The sequence below is a fragment of the Streptomyces sp. NPDC025618 genome, assembly GCF_055558795.1.
On sequence record NZ_JBVHLW010000006.1, the window covers coordinates 49,376 to 66,470 of the forward strand.

20 protein-coding genes and 1 pseudogene are annotated in these 17,095 nt (G+C 71.6%); 2 read left to right on the plus strand and 19 right to left on the minus strand.

Going from position 1 to position 17,095, the window contains the following annotated elements; translation table 11 throughout:
* Positions 1-184: 184 nt before the first annotated feature.
* Entirely contained in the window at positions 185-622 is a 438-nt protein-coding gene (locus ACZ4A5_RS08285) for a hypothetical protein (RefSeq protein ID WP_467579842.1), read from the minus strand.
* Here ACZ4A5_RS08285 and ACZ4A5_RS08290 point away from each other — a divergent pair.
* Positions 540-731 (plus strand): annotated as a pseudogene (locus ACZ4A5_RS08290) (M23 family peptidase); the annotation flags it as partial. The gene ACZ4A5_RS08285 and the pseudogene ACZ4A5_RS08290 sit on opposite strands and share 83 nt — an antisense overlap.
* Positions 732-881: 150 nt before the next feature.
* Here ACZ4A5_RS08290 and ACZ4A5_RS08295 read toward each other — a convergent pair.
* The 18 genes from ACZ4A5_RS08295 to proS form a co-directional block, all read right to left on the minus strand.
* Positions 882-1,439 carry a TetR/AcrR family transcriptional regulator gene (locus ACZ4A5_RS08295; RefSeq protein ID WP_467580202.1) on the minus strand — a complete coding sequence of 186 codons (558 nt, stop codon included), beginning with the start codon at positions 1,437-1,439 and terminating at the stop codon, positions 882-884.
* A gap of 212 nt (positions 1,440-1,651) precedes the next feature.
* A complete protein-coding gene (whiG, locus tag ACZ4A5_RS08300) occupies positions 1,652-2,488 on the minus strand; it encodes an RNA polymerase sigma factor WhiG (RefSeq protein WP_301892012.1) in 837 nt (278 codons plus the stop codon).
* 271 nt (positions 2,489-2,759) lie between these two features.
* A complete protein-coding gene (gene dprA / locus ACZ4A5_RS08305) occupies positions 2,760-4,073 on the minus strand; it encodes a DNA-processing protein DprA (RefSeq protein ID WP_467579845.1) in 1,314 nt (437 codons plus the stop codon).
* Positions 4,073-5,689: a YifB family Mg chelatase-like AAA ATPase gene (locus ACZ4A5_RS08310; protein ID WP_467579848.1), complete on the minus strand. Its 1,617-nt coding sequence runs from the start codon at positions 5,687-5,689 to the stop codon at positions 4,073-4,075. The genes dprA and ACZ4A5_RS08310 overlap by 1 nt, the downstream gene beginning before the upstream one ends.
* Positions 5,689-6,141, minus strand: coding sequence for a YraN family protein (locus ACZ4A5_RS08315; protein WP_467579851.1), 453 nt, complete (start codon positions 6,139-6,141; stop codon positions 5,689-5,691). The genes ACZ4A5_RS08310 and ACZ4A5_RS08315 overlap by 1 nt, the downstream gene beginning before the upstream one ends.
* A gap of 82 nt (positions 6,142-6,223) precedes the next feature.
* Positions 6,224-6,532 (minus strand): DUF2469 domain-containing protein, encoded by a 309-nt coding sequence (locus tag ACZ4A5_RS08320; RefSeq protein ID WP_009714730.1) that lies wholly within the window; start codon positions 6,530-6,532, stop codon positions 6,224-6,226.
* A 39-nt stretch (positions 6,533-6,571) separates the two neighbouring features.
* Complete coding sequence (locus ACZ4A5_RS08325) at positions 6,572-7,072, minus strand: NUDIX hydrolase (protein ID WP_467579855.1); 501 nt, start codon at positions 7,070-7,072, stop codon at positions 6,572-6,574.
* Positions 7,073-7,079: 7 nt separating this feature from the next.
* Entirely contained in the window at positions 7,080-7,865 is a 786-nt protein-coding gene (gene lepB / locus ACZ4A5_RS08330) for a signal peptidase I (protein WP_467579858.1), read from the minus strand.
* Between the two features lie 82 nt (positions 7,866-7,947).
* Positions 7,948-8,952 carry a signal peptidase I gene (gene lepB / locus ACZ4A5_RS08335; protein WP_467580204.1) on the minus strand — a complete coding sequence of 335 codons (1,005 nt, stop codon included), beginning with the start codon at positions 8,950-8,952 and terminating at the stop codon, positions 7,948-7,950.
* A complete protein-coding gene (gene lepB / locus ACZ4A5_RS08340) occupies positions 8,891-9,922 on the minus strand; it encodes a signal peptidase I (protein ID WP_467579861.1) in 1,032 nt (343 codons plus the stop codon). The genes lepB (ACZ4A5_RS08335) and lepB (ACZ4A5_RS08340) overlap by 62 nt, the downstream gene beginning before the upstream one ends.
* Positions 9,915-10,742: a signal peptidase I gene (gene lepB, locus ACZ4A5_RS08345; RefSeq protein WP_467579864.1), complete on the minus strand. Its 828-nt coding sequence runs from the start codon at positions 10,740-10,742 to the stop codon at positions 9,915-9,917. Before lepB (ACZ4A5_RS08345) ends, lepB (ACZ4A5_RS08340) begins: the two co-directional genes overlap by 8 nt.
* Before the next feature lie 45 nt (positions 10,743-10,787).
* Positions 10,788-11,138 carry a 50S ribosomal protein L19 gene (gene rplS, locus ACZ4A5_RS08350; RefSeq protein ID WP_168096161.1) on the minus strand — a complete coding sequence of 117 codons (351 nt, stop codon included), beginning with the start codon at positions 11,136-11,138 and terminating at the stop codon, positions 10,788-10,790.
* Between the two features lie 127 nt (positions 11,139-11,265).
* The gene (gene trmD, locus ACZ4A5_RS08355) at positions 11,266-12,075 is read right to left on the minus strand and encodes a tRNA (guanosine(37)-N1)-methyltransferase TrmD (protein ID WP_467579869.1); all 810 of its coding nucleotides are present in this window, start codon (positions 12,073-12,075) and stop codon (positions 11,266-11,268) included.
* Positions 12,075-12,680, minus strand: coding sequence for a ribosome maturation factor RimM (gene rimM / locus ACZ4A5_RS08360; protein WP_467579872.1), 606 nt, complete (start codon positions 12,678-12,680; stop codon positions 12,075-12,077). Before rimM ends, trmD begins: the two co-directional genes overlap by 1 nt.
* Before the next feature lie 123 nt (positions 12,681-12,803).
* On the minus strand, positions 12,804-13,043 hold the full coding sequence (locus ACZ4A5_RS08365) for an RNA-binding protein (RefSeq protein ID WP_005311361.1): 240 nt from the start codon (positions 13,041-13,043) through the stop codon (positions 12,804-12,806).
* Between the two features lie 2 nt (positions 13,044-13,045).
* Positions 13,046-13,486, minus strand: coding sequence for a 30S ribosomal protein S16 (rpsP, locus tag ACZ4A5_RS08370; protein ID WP_361525207.1), 441 nt, complete (start codon positions 13,484-13,486; stop codon positions 13,046-13,048).
* 156 nt (positions 13,487-13,642) lie between these two features.
* Entirely contained in the window at positions 13,643-14,233 is a 591-nt protein-coding gene (locus ACZ4A5_RS08375; protein WP_361525204.1) for a hypothetical protein, read from the minus strand.
* A gap of 291 nt (positions 14,234-14,524) precedes the next feature.
* Complete coding sequence (gene proS / locus ACZ4A5_RS08380) at positions 14,525-15,940, minus strand: proline--tRNA ligase (protein ID WP_467579877.1); 1,416 nt, start codon at positions 15,938-15,940, stop codon at positions 14,525-14,527.
* A 274-nt stretch (positions 15,941-16,214) separates the two neighbouring features.
* Here proS and ACZ4A5_RS08385 point away from each other — a divergent pair, with 274 nt between their 5' ends.
* The gene (locus tag ACZ4A5_RS08385) at positions 16,215-17,045 is read left to right on the plus strand and encodes a class I SAM-dependent methyltransferase (RefSeq protein ID WP_467579879.1); all 831 of its coding nucleotides are present in this window, start codon (positions 16,215-16,217) and stop codon (positions 17,043-17,045) included.
* Positions 17,046-17,095: the final 50 nt, after the last annotated feature.

Genomic DNA, 17,095 nt, shown 5'->3' on the forward strand with positions numbered 1-17,095 from the left:
CACGGCCACCGGGCTGCCCGAAAGGGACTGACGCGCCGGTAGCGGGGCGTGCGAAGTCGATCCGGTGACCCGGATCGCCATGAGAAGTGTACGGGACCCGGGAAGGCCCGGGTGACGACGTTGTGCACAACCCGCGAGTAGTCCACAGATCCTGGTCAAGATCCCCACGAATCGGCGCCGTGCGTCACGGTTCTCCCATGCGATCTTCCACACGACGCTCCACCGCCGCGGTCACGGCGGTCCTGAGCGTCTTACTGGCCGTGACGGCGCTCATCGTCTGCGTCGTCACACGCTTCACCTGGGCCCCGCGCCCCACGGCCCCGGCACCGCTCACGGCCGCCGCACCGCTCATGGCCACCATCGTGACCGCCGCCGCCACGGGCCCTCCCCGGGCCGACGGGGCGACGGGCGACCGGGCCTGGCCGGTCTCCGGGGCGCATGGCGGCCGCCCCTTGATCGTGCGGGCGTGGGACCCGCCCCCGGTGCGCTGGGCCGCGGGCCACCGCGGGGTGGACCTCGCCACCAGGGCGGGGCAGCCGGTGCGCGCGGCCGCCCCCGGGACGGTGTCCTTCGCGGGCACGGTCGCGGGACGGGGAGTGGTGGCCGTCGCCCTGTCCGGCACGGGCGACCCACCGCTGCGGATCACCTACGAGCCGGTGCGGCCGAGCGTCCGGGAAGGGGATCAGGTGGCCGCGGGAGCGCCGGTGGGCACCGTGTCGGCCGGCCCCTTCCACTGCCCGGCGGGCTGCCTGCACTGGGGGCTGCTCCGCGGGGACACCTACCTCGATCCCCTGACGCTGCTGCCGCCGTGGATGCTCCGCCGCCCGCCCTCCCGGCTGCTGCCGCTCACCGGCCCGCTCGGGGCGCTCCTCTCGCGGGTCTCAGCCCCGGACCCCGCGCAGGGCCATGGAAACGGCCGCCTCGGTGATGCGGTGCGGCTCCTCGGCCGCGCCGAGCTCGATGCGGCGGACCGCGGCGTCGACCACTCCCTGGAGGAGCATCGCGGCGAGGCGGGGCTGCTCATGGCCGAGAGCGACCAGGGCCTCGACGACCATCGCCACCAGTCCGCCGTGCGCGGCGCGGATCTTCTCCCGGGCGCCGGGGTCCAGCTCACCCGCGGAGATCGCGACCACGGCACGGTGGCGCCGGTCGCCGACCAGGGCCAGTTGCCGGCGCACATACGCCTCGATCTTCGCCTCAGGGGTCTCGGCGCGCTCCATGGCGGCCTCCACCTCGGCGGCCCAGACGGGGAAGTCGACGGCACACAGCTCCTCGACCACCGCCGCGCGCGACCGGAAATACTCATAGACGGAGGAGCGTGCCAGCCCGGTGCGCTCGGCCAGCGCGGGGAAGGTCAACGCCTCCGTTCCGCCTTCGGACAGCAGGGAGCGTGCGGCGTCCAGCAAGGCGTCGCGCTGCATCGTCCGGTGCTCGGCCACTGAGGCCGCTCGAATCCTGGGCACGCCTCCACTTTACGGATATCCACTGACCTGGACGACGCCGACGGCACGTTTTCCCACGGGACCGCGCCCGGGCGGGCCCGCGAAGAGGTCCTGCGAAGACCGGGGCGCGCCACACGGCGCGCGGCGGCCTCTCGAAAGGTCCGTGCGAAAGGTTCGTGCGAAAGGTCCGTGGCGGCCGGTGAGCCCGGTCAGCGTCCTATGTCCGCGAGTTTCGCCCTCAACTGGAGGACCGATTTGGTGTGGATCTGACTGACCCTGCTCTCCGTGACACCGAGCACATGGCCGATCTCAGCGAGGGTGAGGCCCTCGTAGTAATAGAGCGTGACCACCGTCTTCTCCCGCTCGGGAAGGGTGTTGATCGCGCGGGCGAGCAGCCGGCGCAGCTCGCGGTCCTCGGCCACCTCGACGGGGTCGTCCGCGGCGGTGTCCTCGAGCGTGTCCATCAGGCTCAGCCGCTCACCGCCCTCGGCGCCGACGTGCAGCAGATCCTCCAGTGCCACGACGTTGGCCAGCGACAACTGGCTGAAGACGCTGTGCAGTTCCTCGACGGCGATACCCATCTCCGCCGCCACCTCGGCCTCGGAGGGCGTACGGCGCAGCGCCGCCTCCAAGGTGGCGTACGCGCGCTCGACGGCACGCGCTTTCTGGCGGACCGAGCGCGGGATCCAGTCCAGGGCGCGCAATTCGTCGATCATCGCGCCACGGATACGGGTGATGGCATAGGTCTCGAACTTGATCTCGCGCGTGGGGTCGAACTTCTCGATGGCGTCGATGAGTCCGAAGACCCCGGAGGAAACGAAGTCCGCCTGCTCGACATTGGGCGGCAGACCGACGCTGACCCGCCCCGCCACATACTTCACCAGCGGCGAGTAGTGGAGGATCAATTGCTCCCGCAGCCGGTCGTCGCCCGTGGCCTTGTACGACCGCCACAGCTCATCGAGCGTCGAGGGTGCGGGAGGGCGCACGGGCCCGCGTGCTGCCGGCGGTGCCGCCGCGCGATCGGACCCGGAGGTGTGCTGGGGCATTCGTCGTCTTGAGCCGTTCTGCTGTGACGTGAATGGAGACGTGACATGAATGGGGATGTGAATGGAGTGGTACGAATGGCTGGATTCCCGTGAGCGTAGCGTGACTGACGCACTGCGGTGCGCGAGGAAGCCCCCTTCGGTCGATATGCGGATACGTTCCCTGGCCGCGCTCCCGAAGTGCGGCTGCCGGAGGTCGCCCGGCGGTCGCGGCGGGTCGGCCGTATCGGCTCCCGCGGTCACCCCCTTAACCCTTTCACCCGATCGCCCCAGGTCAAGAACCGCCTCGCCGCACGGAGGGGCGCCGTCCGGGGGGCTTGCCGGTGCCGGATGTTGACGTCGGGCCGGTCAACTTCCAGTGATCACCGCAGCGTTCGACGAAGCCGAGGGCCTGAAGTTCGTGGAGGTGGTGGAGGGTCCGGTCCCGGTCGCGGCCCGCTTCGCGGGCGATGAGCTCGCGGTCGCCGCCCACTCCTCCGGGCACCGCTTCGAGCACCGCGGCCAGCGCGGGAGTGAGCAGGTCCCGGGGCACGACGGGGCCGCGCCGCTCGGGGGCGAGCTCGCCCATTCCGCCGACCAGTTCGGCGATCTCGGCCGCGTCGGTCACCAGGCAGGCGCCCTCGCGCAGGAGTTCATGGACGCCCGCCGAGAGCCCCGAGGTGACGGGGCCGGGAATGCCCATCGTGTGACGGCCGAGATCCCGGGCGCGCCGCGCCGTGACCAGGGACCCGCTGCGGTACTGCGCCTCCACGACCACCGTCCCCCGGGTCAACGCCGCGATGACACGATTACGCAGGACGAAGCGGCTGCGCGTCGGATGGCCACCGGGCGGCAACTCGGCCAGCACCAGACCCTGTTCCGCGATCCTGCCGATCAACTCGGTGTGCCCCCGTGGATAGGGCACGTCCACCCCGCAGGCCAGCACGGCCATGGTGGCCCCGCCTGCGGCGAGCGCCCCCCGGTGCGCGGCGCCGTCCACGCCGTAGGCGGCGCCCGAGACGACCGCCCAGCCGAGCTCGGCGAGCCCGGTGCCGAGCAGGGCCGATACATAGGAGCCGTAGTCGGTGCAGGCCCGGGCGCCGACGACGGCGACGGACCGCAGGGCCCACAGCCGGAGGTTGGCCCCTCCCCGCGCCCAGAGACCGATGGGCCGGGCGTCACCGAGATCGTTCAGCTGGGCCGGCCATTCCCGGTCGCCGGGGCAGAGGAAGCGGCCGCCCAGTTCGGCGACGATGCCGAGGTCACGGCGTGGGTCGAGCGCCGCCGCCCGCGCCCGGCAGCCCGCGAGCCGCTCCTTCCCGGCGCCTGGGGGCGGCGGTCCCGCTCCGGTCAGGCCCCGCACCAACTCCTCGGCGCCCAGCTCGCGCAGCCACCGCCCCACCCTCTCGTCACCCGGTTCGGTGAGCCGCGTCAGCGCCACGCGGGCCAGCCGCTCCCCGAGGCCGGGCGCGGGCTCCTCCGGCACCAGCGGCTCCGACGACTCGGACGACTCCGGCAGTTCCGGCTCCGGGCTCCTCGGCCCCGGCCCGGCCCCCGGTCGTCCGCCTCCGCCACCCGGCCCCTCCCCCGCTCTCCGGCGGCCGCGCATCAGCTCGCTCCCGCCGCGGCCGGGACACCTCTGATGACGCCCGTACGCAGATACAGGGCCTGGGCCACGTCCTCGGCGTCCGGGCGGTCGTGTCCGGCGAGGTCGGCGACGGTCCAGGCGACCCTGAGGACCCGGTCGAGGCCCCGGGCCGTCAGCATGCCGCGCTCCATGTCGCGTTCGGCCTCGGCGAGGGCTCCTGGAAGGGGGTGCCATCGGGTCCGCAACTCGTGGCCCGGCATCTCGCCGTTGGTGCTCCACGGAGTGGCCCGGTACCGGGCGGCAGCGCGCTCCCGTGCCTCGCGCACCCGTGCGGCCACCGTCTCGGTGCTCTCCGACCCGTCCTGGCCGGTGAGTTCGGCACGGGTCACCGCCTCCACCCTGACGCGCAGATCGACCCGGTCCAGCAGCGGGCCGGACAACCTGGCCTGATAGCGGCGGATCGCGGTCGGCGAGCACGCGCACTCCTCCCCGAGCTGCGAGTGCCGCCCGCAAGGACAGGGATTCGCGGCCAGGGCCAGCAGGAACCGCGCGGGCATCTGCATCATGCCCGCCGAGCGCGCCACCACGACGCGCCCCGCCTCCAGCGGCTGCCGCAAGGCGTCCAGCGCCCGTCCGCTGAACTCCGCGGCCTCATCCAGAAACAGCACACCTCTGTGAGCCAGGGACACCGCGCCGGGCCGTGGGAGGCCGACGCCGCCGCCCACGAGTGCCGCCATTGTCGCCGAGTGGTGAGGAGCGCAGTACGGCGCGGTGTCCACCAGCGGCTTGCCGGGTGGCAGGACACCGGCGACGGAGTGCACCGCCGTGACCTCCAGGGCCTCCTGGGGCGTCAGCGGCGGCAGCAGGCCGGGGAGCCGCTCGGCCAGCATCGTCTTGCCCGCGCCCGGCGGGCCCTTGAGATAGAGGTGGTGGCCGCCCGCGGCCGCGACCTCCAGCGCCTTGCGGGCGAGGTGCTGGCCCGCCACCTCCGCCATGTCGGGGACGTGGCGCGCGGCGCCGACCCCGCAGAGCACGCCCGTGCCGATCCCGGCCCCGGCGACCGACAGGCCCGCGAGGGCCGGATCCGGCCGTCCCTCCTCATCCGGTGCCTCCTCCGGCACGGGCTCGTCCGAGAGCACCGCGATCAGCTGCCGCAGGCTGCGGACTCCGAGGACCGAGACATCGGGCACCAGGGACGCCTCCGCGGCCGTCTGCTCGGCGACGACCACCTGGCGGTAGCCCGCGTCGGCGGCGGCGAGCACCGCGGGCAGCACCCCGCGGACCGGCCGGACCCGGCCGTCGAGGCCGAGCTCGCCGATCATCATCAGGTCGGCGATCTGGCGGGGGTCGATCCGCTCGGCGGCGGCCAGCACCGCGCAGGCCACCGCGAGGTCGAAGCCGCTGCCGCCCTTGGGGACCGACGCCGGGCTGAGCCCCACCGTCAGCTTCTTCTGCGGCCACTCCGCCCCGGAGTTCACCACCGCGGAGCGCACCCTGTCGCGGCTCTCCTGCAAGCTCTTGTCCGGCAGGCCGACCAGCGTGAAGGCGGCGATCCCCGGCTCCAGACCGGCCTGGACCTCGACCACCACGCCCTCGACCCCGACCAGGGCCACCGAGCACGTACGGGCGAAGGCCATCACGCCACCCCCTTGGCGTGCTCCACGACGGGGGCTCCCCGGCCGGGGACGACCACACCCACGAGGTCGATCCGCAGCCCGCCCGGCGGTGGCGGCCCGCCGTGTCTCTCCAGCCAGCGCCCGGCGAGCGTGCGCAACCGGCTGGCCTTCACCGCGCGGACCGCGGCCATCGGGTGTTCATAGGGGCCCGCGCGCCGGGTCTTGACCTCGCAGACCACCAGGGCGTCACCGTCCGACGCGACGATGTCGATCTCGCCGTCCCGGCAACGCCAATTGCGGTCCAGGATCCTTATCCCGGCCTCCCTGAGCCGGCGCGCCGCCAGCTCCTCGCCGTAACGGCCGAGCGCCTGGCGCGCCAGCCCCTCGCGGGGTACGGCGGGCTTCGCGGCCGGCGCCCCTGCCGTCGGCACGGCGGGCTTCTCCGGCCCCGCGGGCCGCTGTGATCGAAGCATGGTCACCACCTCCGGCACCGACTGTGCCGTGACCGCGCCCCGCTATTGGATCTTGGTGGATAACCCGCCGGTTGTGGATAACTCAGCCACCCGGGAGGTCGAGATCGCTCTTGTTGAGCTCCTCGATGTTCACGTCCTTGAAGGTGAGCACCCGCACCTGTTTGACGAACCGGGCCGGCCGGTACATGTCCCACACCCAGGCGTCGGCCATCGAGACCTCGAAGAAGACCTCGCCCTGGACGGAGTGCACCTGCATCTCGTAGTCGTTGGTGAGATAGAAACGCCGCTCGGTCTCGATCACGTATTTGAACAGACCGACGACATCGCGGTACTCCCGGTAGAGCTTCAGCTCCATCTCGGTCTCGTACTTCTCGAGGTCCTCGGCGCTCATGGCATGTTCCCCTTCAGCCGTGCGTCCCCCTATTGTGCGTCAGGCCCGCTCCGTCTCCAGGAGCACCGGCGTACTCGGGGGTCCTTCGTCGAGCAGCGTACGCAGCAGCTCGGCGAGCCTGGTCGGGTACACCGTCTCACGGGTCGCGAGGAGTTCCCCGCACGTCCACCAGCGCAGCCCCGTGACGCTGCGCCGCTCCAGCTCCGTACCGCCTCCGGTCCACACCGCGGCCTGCCGGGTGCGGGCCAGGTAGTAGCACTCGTCCTGCTCCCAGCGGCGTCCGTCGAAGGGGAAGGAGCAGCTGCGCCGCCACAGCACCGGGCCCAGCTCGATGCCGGTGACGCCGGTCTCCTCGGCCAGCTCCCGGCGGGCCGCCTCTTCCCAGGTCTCGTCGCCCTCCAGCCCGCCGCCCGGCGTGAACCACCAGGTGGTGCCGGGGTCGTCGGGCTCGAAGCCGTGGAGCAGCAGCACCCGGTCCTCCGGGTCGAGCAGGATGACCCGCGCGGCCCTGCGCGGCCCCGTGCCCGGTGATTCGGACAACAGCACCTCACCCGACACCCGCTGTCACTCCCTTCCCGCTTCCCGGACCGCCGGAGCCACCGTTCCGCCCGGCCCCGCCCCGTGGCGCCAGGCGGCGCGCCATCGGCCCGTACGCCGCGCCGCCCAGGATGAGCACCGCGCCGGCGATCACCGAGGCCAGCACCAGGGGCAGCGGTCCGGGGCGGGACGTGCCGCCCGGCAGCGCGGCGAACGCCTGGGGTCTGTCCATCATCCCCCAGCTGCCCATCGGCCAGGCGATGGCGTCCACCCGCCCCTTCACCGCGGAGGCGGGCACCGCGCCGTGCGTGGCGTCGGACAGGTGGGAGCGGGAGTCGATCGAGGTCGTGCGGTGGTCGCCGATGAGGAAGAGCTGCCCTTCGGGCACGGTGGCCGAGAAGGGCATGACCGACGCCGGGCTCCCGGCCGCCAGATAGGTCTCGTCGACCGGCTTGCCGCCGACCGTCATCCGGCCCTGCCGGTCGCAGCACTCGATCTTGTCGCCGCCGACGCCGACGACGCGCTTGAGCATGGGCACATTGCCCCAGACCTTGTCCTTGAAGACCACGACGTCCCCGCGCCGCACCTCGCTGCCGTCGACGCGCTCGGCGAGCACCCGGTCGCCGCGCGCGATGGTCGGCTCCATCGAGTCGGTGGGGACGGTGTACGGCTGGTACAGCACGGCTCCCCAGACGAATCCGCCGAGGAAGAGCACACAGCCGACGGCCACGGCCAGCCCGGACAGCACCCTGCCCGCGCGGCCGTGGCCGTCGTCGTCACGTCCCGCTGCGCTCATTCCGGCTCCCGCCCCCGTAAAGATCGGATTCCGCATGCCCCGAGGCATGGGATCGCACCTTACCGGGCGGTACGGACGTGAGTCAGCCCTTCGGTCCGGTCTTCCCGATGATCCTGCGGCGGCGCCACAGCACCAGCGGCACCGCGCCCGCGAGACCGAGCGCGGCGGGTGCCGCCGCGGCGGCGGCGTTCAGGCCGGACTGGTCGAAGGTGCCGGGCACCGAGAGAAAGGACCAGCGGTCGATCGGCCAGGCGACGCTGAAGGCGCGGCCCACGACGTCCTTCACCGGCACCGTGCCGTTGTACAGATCCGGGTGGTAACGGGAGTCCAGCGAGTCCTGGCGGTGGTCACCCATCACCCAGATGTGGTCCTTGGGGACCTTCACCGGGGCGAACGGCTTGTCGTCGCACGGGGAGTTGCCCTGGAAGATGTACGACTTCTCGTCGAGCGCCTTGCCGTTGACCTTCACCGGACCACCCTGGCCCTGGCATTCCACGGTGTCGCCGCCGACCGCGATGACCCGCTTGATGAGGTCCTTCTCCTCGGCCGACGGCATCAGGCCGATGAAGCTCAGGACCTTTTGCACACCGCGCCCGAGAGGGCCGGAATTCTGCTGCTGGGTATCGGGGCCGAGCCAGCTCTGGTCGCCCTTGCCCGGGTCGTGGAAGACGACCACTTCGCCCCGCTCGGGCTTGGACCCGAACCAGGGAGTCAGCTTGTCCACCAGCACCCGGTCGCCCCGCTGAAGGGTGTTCTGCATCGAATCGGAAGGAATCGAGAACGCCTGGACGAGGAAAGTCTTGATGAACAGGGCGAGCAACAGGGCGATGCCGACGAGGATCGGCAGCTCTTTCCAGAAGGACCGCTGCTTCTTGGCCTGCCGTCCACCCGGCTCCTCGGCGTCGCCGGGGGCCGCTTCGTCGTTCTCCGGGTTCACCGGTCCGTCCGCCGCCTCCCGGGACGCCTGGGCCGACCGGGCCGCCTGGGACGAGGCGGCATCCTCCGGCGCGCCGCCCCCGGGTGACTCATCGGTCCCTCCGGGTCGTTTCTCGGGCTCTCCATGACCGGAACGTGCGCCGACCGCCAAGTCCCCCACATCCGCTCCTCTCTCCACTCTGCCGCCTGTCGTACATACGACGCAGGCCCACCACTCCCATAACGAGCGGGAGTTCCGCAGGGGTCGGGAGCTGGATCAATCCGTCCTGATCCATGGAGGACACACTATTCGGCGAAGCGCCCGCTCGCGCCCCCGTACGCGGCGCGTCCCCGACCGATGCGAAGGTGTCCCGTTCGGACAGGCTCCGCCAGTGGCCGGACGGCCAGGCGATCACCATCGCCCGCCCCACCACAAGGTTCTCCGGGACGGTGCCCTGCCCGGCTTCCGTCAAGTGGTAGCGGGAATCGGCCGAATCGGAGCGGTGGTCACCCATGACGAAAAGGCGCCCCGCCGGTACCCGTACGGAGAATTCGATCTGGGACGGCGGGTTTCCCGGGTTGATATACGGCTCGTCGAGCGGTGTTCCGTTGACTGTGATTTTGCCGTTCTTGTCGCAGCACTTGACCGTGTCACCGCCGACGGCGATCACCCGCTTGATCAGATCCTGCTCTTTCGCGGAGGGAAGCAGACCGATGAAGGTCAGGAACTGCTTGCCCTGTTTGATGCCCACGGGGTCGTGCCCGGCCGTGGTCCCCTCCCCCGTGTGCCATCCGCCGGGGTCCTGGAAGACCACCACGTCACCGCGCTCGGGCTTGGACCCGAACCAGGGGGTCAGCTTGTCGACCAGCACCCGGTCGCCGATCCGGATCGTCTGTTCCATCGAGCCGGACGGGATCACGAACGCCTGCAGCAGGAAGGTCTTGAGCACCAGGGCGATCAGCAGGGCCACCGCTATGAGGATCGGCACCTCCTTGACCGCGGACCTCCGCCGGCGCCGCGTGACCCGCCGCGCCGCCTTCCGCCGCGCCGCGCGCCCGCCCGTCTCCACGCCCGCGTGCCCGGCGGGCGGGCCCTCGGTGTCCGGCGGGCGCGGCGGACCCGTACGCCCCCGGCTACCCATGCCGCCGCCCGGACGGGTCCGGTACGTCCGCGAAGGTGTCCGGCCCGCGCAGGGAGGTGAGCCGGCCGAACGGCCAGCCGATCCAGTCGGCCCGCCCGACGACCCGGCCGACCGGGACCGTGCCGCCGCCCGGCTCGCCCAGGTGATCGCGCGAGTCGCGGGAGCCGCTCCGGTGGTCGCCCATCACCCAGAGCTTCCCCGGCGGTACGACGATGTCGAAGGGCACGCGCGAGGGCGCGTCCCCCGGGAAGAGGTAGGGCTCGTCGATCGGCCGGCCGTTGACCTGGAGCCGGCCGCGGGCGTCACAGCAGGTGACCCGGTCGCCGCCGACACCGATGACGCGCTTGATGTAGTCGGTCCGCGCCGGGCTCATCAGGCCGACCGATGACGCCCCCTTGCGGATCAGCCCGGTGATCACGTTCTCCGAGGGGGCGTCCTGAACGAACGAACCCCTGCCGTCGAAGACCACCACGTCACCGCGGACCGGCTCGTCGCCGAAGCGGTAGGCGAGCTTGTTGACCAGCACCCGGTCGCCGACCTGGAGCGTGTTCTCCATGGATCCGCTCGGGATCAGGAAGGGCTGGACGACGTAGCTGCTGAGCAGCAGCAGAAAGACCAGGCAGGCGGTGAGCAGCAGGCCGGCCCTGCGCAGCGGTCCGCCGCCGACCAGCCAGCCCCGGATCCGCGCCGGCCGGCTCCGGCCGGGTATCTCCGGCGGAGGCGTCTCCCCGGGAAAACGCGAGGAGCGCGACCCCTGCTCCTCCCCCTGTGCGGGTTCTGGAGAGCGGTCGCGCTCCGAAAGCTGTGCGTCGGTGTCCATCGAGCCGAAAGCTTATCCGGCCGGGCCCGGACTCCGGACGAAAGCTCAGTTGTCGCGCTTCTCCTTGATCTTCGCGGCCTTGCCGCGGAGCTCACGGAGGTAGTACAGCTTGGCGCGGCGGACGTCACCGCGGGTCACCAGCTCGACCTTCTCGAAGATCGGGCTGTGCACCGGGAAGGTGCGCTCGACGCCGACGGAGAAGGAGACCTTGCGGACCGTGAAGGTCTCGCTGACGCCCGCGCCCTGGCGGCGGATGACGACACCCTTGAACTGCTGGATGCGGGAGCGGTTGCCCTCGATGACGCGAACGTGGACGTTCACGGTGTCACCGGGACGGAAGGCCGGGACGTCGGTGCGCAGCGACGCGGCGTTGACGTTGTCGAGCAGGGAGGACATGTTCGTCTGCTTCCTCGCCGATGCCACAGGTCATCAGCGGAATCGAAATGATGCTGGGGTGGTGCATGAGCCGGGCGGACGTCGTTCCCCCTGTGGCAGGGGCGCGCGCCGGGCGCAAGGCAACGGCTTATTCTTCCACGTCCGGGGCCACTCGCCCAAATCGGCCGTCGGGGCCCGGACCCCAGCCCAGGATCGAGAGCATCTCGCGGTCCTTCTTGTCGAAGGCCGCCGGGTCGGTGCGCTCGATCAGGTCGGGCCGGTTCGCGACCGTGCGCCGGAACGCCTCGTCGCGGCGCCAGCGGGCGATCTTGCCGTGGTGGCCGCTCACCAGGACGTCCGGGATGCCCCGGCCGCGCCACTCGGGCGGCTTGGTGTAGACGGGCCCTTCGAGGAGGTCGGCCATGGCGCCGGGGGCGAAGGAGTCGTCGCGGTGGGACTCCGCGTTGCCCAGCACGCCGGGCAGCAGCCGGGCGATGGCCTCGACCATCACCAGGACGGGCGCCTCGCCGCCGGCCAGCACGTAGTCGCCGATGGAGACCTCACGCACGTCGAGGCGGTCGCCGTACTCCTCGATGACGCGGCGGTCGATGCCCTCGTAGCGGGCCGGGGTGAAGACCAGCCACGGCTTCTCGGACAGCTCGACGGCGAGCTGCTGGGTGAACGGCTTGCCGCTGGGCGTGGGCACGACCAGGGTCGGCAGGCCCTCACCGGAGGCGATGACGGAGTCGAGCGCCTCGCCCCAGGGCTCGGGCTTCATCACCATGCCGGGGCCGCCGCCGTAGGGGGTGTCGTCGACGGTGTTGTGCTTGTCGTGCGCCCAGTCCCGCAGGTCGTGGACGCGGACGTCCAGCTGTCCGCGCGCTCGGGCCTTGCCGACGAGCGAGACGTTCAGCGGCTCCAGGTACTCGGGGAAGATCGTGACGACGTCGAGCCGCATCACGCGTCACCCTTCGCCGTGTCGTCCTCGTCCTGAGCGCCGGCAGCGCCGGCAGCCTCCGCCTCGGCGTCGCGGGAGCTCGCGACCTCGGCCTGCTCGCTGTCGATCAGGCCGCGCGGCGGCTCGACGACCGCGCGCTGCGCGTCGAGGTCGATCTCCGTGACGATCTCGGAGACGAACGGGATCATGACCTCGCCGCCGTCGGGCCGCTCCACGATGAAGAGGTCCTGCGACGGCAGATGCGCGATCTCCGTGATCCGGCCGATCACGGTGCCGTCGGCGGTGACGACGTCGAGGTCCATCAGCTGGTGGTCGTAGAACTCCTCGGGGTCCTCGGGGGTCTCCTCGGGGTCCACGTCGGCGATCAGGAGCGTGTTGCGGAGCGCCTCGGCGCCCGTACGGTCCTTGACGCCGGCGAAGCGCAGCAGCAGCCGACCGCTGTGCACCCGCCCGGTCTCGATGGTCAGCGGGCCCACTCCGGCGGGGTCCGTGGCCAGCACGGCGCCCGGCCCGAGCCGCAGCTCGGGGTCGTCCGTGCGCACCTCAACGGTGACCTCACCCTTGATCCCATGGGCGCGGCCGATCCTGCCGACTACCAGCTGCATGCCGTTCCTTCTCTGCTTCTGCTGTACGAAGCTTCTGCTGTACGAACACGACGAGCGAAACGCGACAACGGGCCGGGAGGGGCCATAAGCCCCTCCCGGCCCGTGCCGGTGCTCAATCGCTTCTCAGCGGACCTGGTCCACGTCGACGAGGTCGACGCGGATGCCACGGCCGCCGATGGCTCCCACGACGGTGCGCAGTGCGCGCGCGGTGCGGCCGTTGCGGCCGATCACCTTGCCGAGGTCGTCGGGGTGGACCCGGACCTCCAGCACGCGCCCGCGCCGCAGGTTGCGCGAGGCGACCTGCACGTCGTCGGGGTTGTCGACGATGCCCTTCACGAGGTGCTCAAGGGCCTCCTCGAGCATCCTCAGGCCTCGGTCGACTCAGCGGACTCGGCCGCGGCGGCCTCGTCCTTCTTCTCCGACTTCTTGGCCTTCGGGGTGATGGCCTCACCCTTCGCGGCGCTGTCCTCGAGGCCCTTGGCGAACTCGTCGAACGCGCGACGCTTGTCCTCCTTGGTCTCGGGGAGGAGCATCGGGGCCGGGGCCGGCAGACCCTTGAACTTCTGCCAGTCGCCGGTGACCTTGAGGATGGCCATGACGGGCTCGGTCGGCTGCGCGCCGACACCCAGCCAGTACTGGACACGCTCGGTGTCGACCTCGATGCGCGAGGGGTTCTGCACCGGGTGGTACAGACCGATCTCCTCGATGGCCCGGCCGTCACGGCGGGTACGGGAGTCGGCGACGACGATACGGTAGTGAGGCGAACGGATCTTGCCCAGACGCTTCAGCTTGATCTTGACTGCCACTGGAGTGGTGTCTCCTGGTCTTGACGTGGTTGGGCACAACGAGATGCCACGTGGGGTTGCGGTACTCGGGGTGCCCGATGGACGCGTCAGCCGGAGGAGAGAGGGGTCCTGTGCGACTGTCGAGTACAGCGTCCCATTGTGCCACACCGCTCCAGGTCAGCCGACCGATACGGCCTCGGGGATACGGAAGGGCTGCCCGCAGCCGCCGCACATGATCGGCGCCTGCGCGAGCACGGAAGGCACGACGCGGACGTTACGGCCGCAGTCGCACACCGCCTTGACCCGCACTCCCCCGCCGGAGGAGCCGTGCCGCGCCGCCGGACCCCGGAAGGTGCGCGAGGTGTCGGCGGTGGTGGCGACCGTGTGCGCCTTCAGGGCGCGCTGGAGTCTCTCGATGGTGGGGCGGTAGCGCTTGCGCGCCTCCGGGTTGAGCACGACCAGCGAGAAGCCGCTGCTGGGATGTGGCTCGTCCCCATGGTCGAGACCCAGCTCCTCGGCGATCGCCAGGAAGCGGCGATTGTGGTAGCGGCCCGCGCGTGACGTGTCACGGACACCGCGGGCGGCCGCGATGCCGTGCACTGCCTCGTGCAGCAGCCGTTCGAAGGAGAGCTCGGCGCCGCAGGCGGACGACGACTCCCCGATCAGCGATTCGGGCGCGGCTAGATCCGGCAGCTCGGGGTGGTACCGCTGAATATCGGCCCACGCCTGCGCCAGCTCTGCGGCGAGAACAGGTGGTGTCGTGCTCACGTCGTGACAACGAGCAGGGATGGCCCGGTGTTCCGATACCGGGCCATCCCAAATAATTTGCACGTACCAGTCAGTTTCACGCTCATGCGTCCTGACGAGGGCGGGTGCGCAGATCTATGGAGAACCCGCGCACCTGTTCGCAACATGGGACGTACTGACTCACGAGTAAGCACGCATCAGGGGGCGTGCGCCCCCACGCGCTTCCATGCGCCTGCCCGCCCCGGAGCGATCCATTCCGGCATCGGCGCTCCCCGCGCCGGCCGTGCGCGGCCGACGCGGGGAGCGGCGTGCTCAGTACGCGCGCGCGACGATCGCGATCGTGCCCGGGGCGTCGTCGGCCTCCGGCACCGAGCCGTCCTCGGCGATCAGGCAGCGCACGGACACGGCCTGCTCGGCGAGCTTGGCCTCACCCTCGGGACCGAGGTCCGCCCACGGGATCCGCGCCCAGCCACCGGCGATGGCGGCCTCCGCGGCCTCCTCGATGGTGCGCACGTCGGACGTCAGCGACTCGCGGCGCTCGCGCGACTGGGTCAGCAGCAGCTCCTGGTCCTCCTCCAGGACCTTCGGCAGCAGCGCGACCAGCTCGTCGAGGCGGACCGGCGCCTTGCCGCCGGGGATCCGGCGGGCCAGCATCGCGGTGCCGTTCTCCAGGTCGCGCGGGCCGACCTCGATGCGCACCGGAACGCCCTTGAGCTCCCAGTCCACGGCGCGGCGGCCGAAGGGGGTGTCGGTGCGGTCGTCGACCTGCACCCGGATCCCGGCGGCCTTCAGCTGGTCACCGATCTCGCGGACCTTGGCGATCACAGCGTCGTCACCCTTGATCGCCAGGACGACGGCCTGGACGGAGGCGAGGCGCGGCGGCACCCGCAGGCCGCTGTCGTCGCCGTGCGACATGATCAGACCGCCGACCATGCGGGTCGAGACGCCCCACGAGGTCTGCCAGACCATCTCCTGCTGCCCGTCCTTGGACAGGTAGGAGGTGTTGAACGCCTTGGCGAAGTTCTGGCCGAGCTCGTGGCTGGTGCCCATCTGGAGCGCCTTGCCGTCCCGCATCATGCCTTCGAGCGTGAGGGTGTTGATGGCGCCCGCGAAGCGCTCCTTGGCCGTCTTGCGGCCCAGCACGACGTCGATGCCGAGCACGTTCACCATGAAGTCGTAGTAGACGTCGCGGTGGATGCGGGCCGCGTAGTCACGCGCGTCCTCGTAGGTGGCGTGGGCGGTGTGGCCCTCCTGCCAGAGGAACTCGCTCGTGCGCAGGAAGACGCGCGGGCGCATCTCCCAACGCACCACGTTGGCCCACTGGTTGATGAGCAGGGGCAGGTCGCGGTAGCTCTGCACCCACTTGGAGAAGTACTCGTTGATGATCGTCTCGGAGGTGGGCCGGACGACGACCGGCTCTTCCAGCTCCTTGCCGCCGCCGTGCGTGACGACCGCGAGCTCGGGCGCGAAGCCCTCGACGTGCTCGGCCTCCCGCGTCAGGTAGGACTGCGGGATGAACAGCGGGAAGTACGCGTTGGAGGCGCCCGCGTCCTTGATGCGCGCGTCCATCTCCTGCTGCATGCGCTCCCAGAGCCCGTACCCGTACGGGCGGATGACCATGGTGCCGCGCACCGGGCCGTTGTCGGCCAGCTCGGCCTTGTTGATCAAGTCCTGGTACCAGCGCGGGAAGTCTTCCGCCTGGGGGGTGAGAATGGGAGCCTTTGCCATGGTGCGAATGGTACGGGGCCGATCCACCGGAGCGTGAATCCCCTCCCCGCGCCCACCCGCCCACCGGCGGGCCGCAACCCCCGCTGCCCGTGCGAGAGCGCCCGGCACATGCCATCGTGGGCGGACGGGAACGTTCTCGCGCCACCCCCTGGACTCGGGGACGGAAGCGGAGTTCTCTGGCATACGGGGGTGCTTCACAGCAGCGCGCGCACGGCAGCACATCGGGGGGCCGATTCGGCACACACACGTCTCTCGGCGGATTGGGGCGCTTTCGATGACACCAACGCTCGTGCGGCGGCACCGGCCGTCCGCTGCGTCGCCCGGCTCCCGGGCCCGCGACTGGGCGGAGATCCAGGAACGGATGCTGGTGCCGCTCTACGAAGCGGTGTACCAACGGCTGGAGGTCTCCTCCGGCACCCGGCTGCTCAGCCTGGGCTGCGGCTCCGGGCTGGCCCTGCTGATGGCGTCGGCCCGGGGCGCCACGGTCTGCGGCGTCGACTCCGACCGGCGGCGGCTGGACCTGGCCCGCGAACGGCTGTCCCCCGAGGGCGGCCGCGCCGGACCCGGCGCGCGTCTCGGGCACGGCGGCCCCGAATCCGTCACCGAGCCCGGCACTCCCGCCTTCAACCTCGTCACCGCCTTCGACCCGCTGTACTGCGCGGGCGGCGGCGCCGGCGACCTGGCGGGCGCCCTCGCCAAGGCGGCGGCCTGTGCCGAGTACGGCGCGCCCGTCGTGCTGGCCGGCTGGGGCCCGCAGGAGCGCTGCGCCGCCTCGGGAGCGCTTCGGGTCGCGGCCCGGCTCGCGGACCCCATGTGCGCGCCCTCCCGCTGGCGGCCGAGCGGCCGCGACGACCTGGAGAACCTGGCCCAGCGCGCCGGCCTGCGCCCGGACGGCTCGGGCCGCGTGGCCTGCCCGTACGGCTACGCCGACCTGGGCAGCGCGGTGCGCGGGATGCTCTCGACGGGCGCCTTCGACGCGGCGATCGAGGCCACGGACGAGGAGCAGGTCACCAAGGAACTCTCCGAGGCGCTCCACCCCTACCTGCGCCACGACGGCACCGTGTGGATGCCCAACGTCTTCCGCTATCTCATAGCCCGCGTCTAGCCCGGCCCCGCAGGGGCGTGAGGTCCTGCTGACGTCAGCAGGACCTCACG

Excerpts from the sequence above, each read along its gene's own strand:
- whiG (WP_301892012.1), bottom strand. The coding sequence starts at position 2,488 with ATGCCCCAGCACACCTCCGGGTCCGATCGCGCGGCGGCACCGCCGGCA.
- dprA (WP_467579845.1), bottom strand. The coding sequence starts at position 4,073 with ATGCGCGGCCGCCGGAGAGCGGGGGAGGGGCCGGGTGGCGGAGGCGGA.
- ACZ4A5_RS08310 (WP_467579848.1), bottom strand. The coding sequence starts at position 5,689 with ATGGCCTTCGCCCGTACGTGCTCGGTGGCCCTGGTCGGGGTCGAGGGC.
- ACZ4A5_RS08315 (WP_467579851.1), bottom strand. The coding sequence starts at position 6,141 with ATGCTTCGATCACAGCGGCCCGCGGGGCCGGAGAAGCCCGCCGTGCCG.
- ACZ4A5_RS08320 (WP_009714730.1), bottom strand. The coding sequence starts at position 6,532 with ATGAGCGCCGAGGACCTCGAGAAGTACGAGACCGAGATGGAGCTGAAG.
- lepB (WP_467579858.1), bottom strand. The coding sequence starts at position 7,865 with ATGAGCGCAGCGGGACGTGACGACGACGGCCACGGCCGCGCGGGCAGG.
- lepB (WP_467579861.1), bottom strand. The coding sequence starts at position 9,922 with ATGGGTAGCCGGGGGCGTACGGGTCCGCCGCGCCCGCCGGACACCGAG.
- lepB (WP_467579864.1), bottom strand. The coding sequence starts at position 10,742 with ATGGACACCGACGCACAGCTTTCGGAGCGCGACCGCTCTCCAGAACCC.
- rplS (WP_168096161.1), bottom strand. The coding sequence starts at position 11,138 with ATGTCCTCCCTGCTCGACAACGTCAACGCCGCGTCGCTGCGCACCGAC.
- trmD (WP_467579869.1), bottom strand. The coding sequence starts at position 12,075 with ATGCGGCTCGACGTCGTCACGATCTTCCCCGAGTACCTGGAGCCGCTG.
- rimM (WP_467579872.1), bottom strand. The coding sequence starts at position 12,680 with ATGCAGCTGGTAGTCGGCAGGATCGGCCGCGCCCATGGGATCAAGGGT.
- ACZ4A5_RS08365 (WP_005311361.1), bottom strand. The coding sequence starts at position 13,043 with ATGCTCGAGGAGGCCCTTGAGCACCTCGTGAAGGGCATCGTCGACAAC.
- proS (WP_467579877.1), bottom strand. The coding sequence starts at position 15,940 with ATGGCAAAGGCTCCCATTCTCACCCCCCAGGCGGAAGACTTCCCGCGC.
- ACZ4A5_RS08385 (WP_467579879.1), top strand. The coding sequence starts at position 16,215 with ATGACACCAACGCTCGTGCGGCGGCACCGGCCGTCCGCTGCGTCGCCC.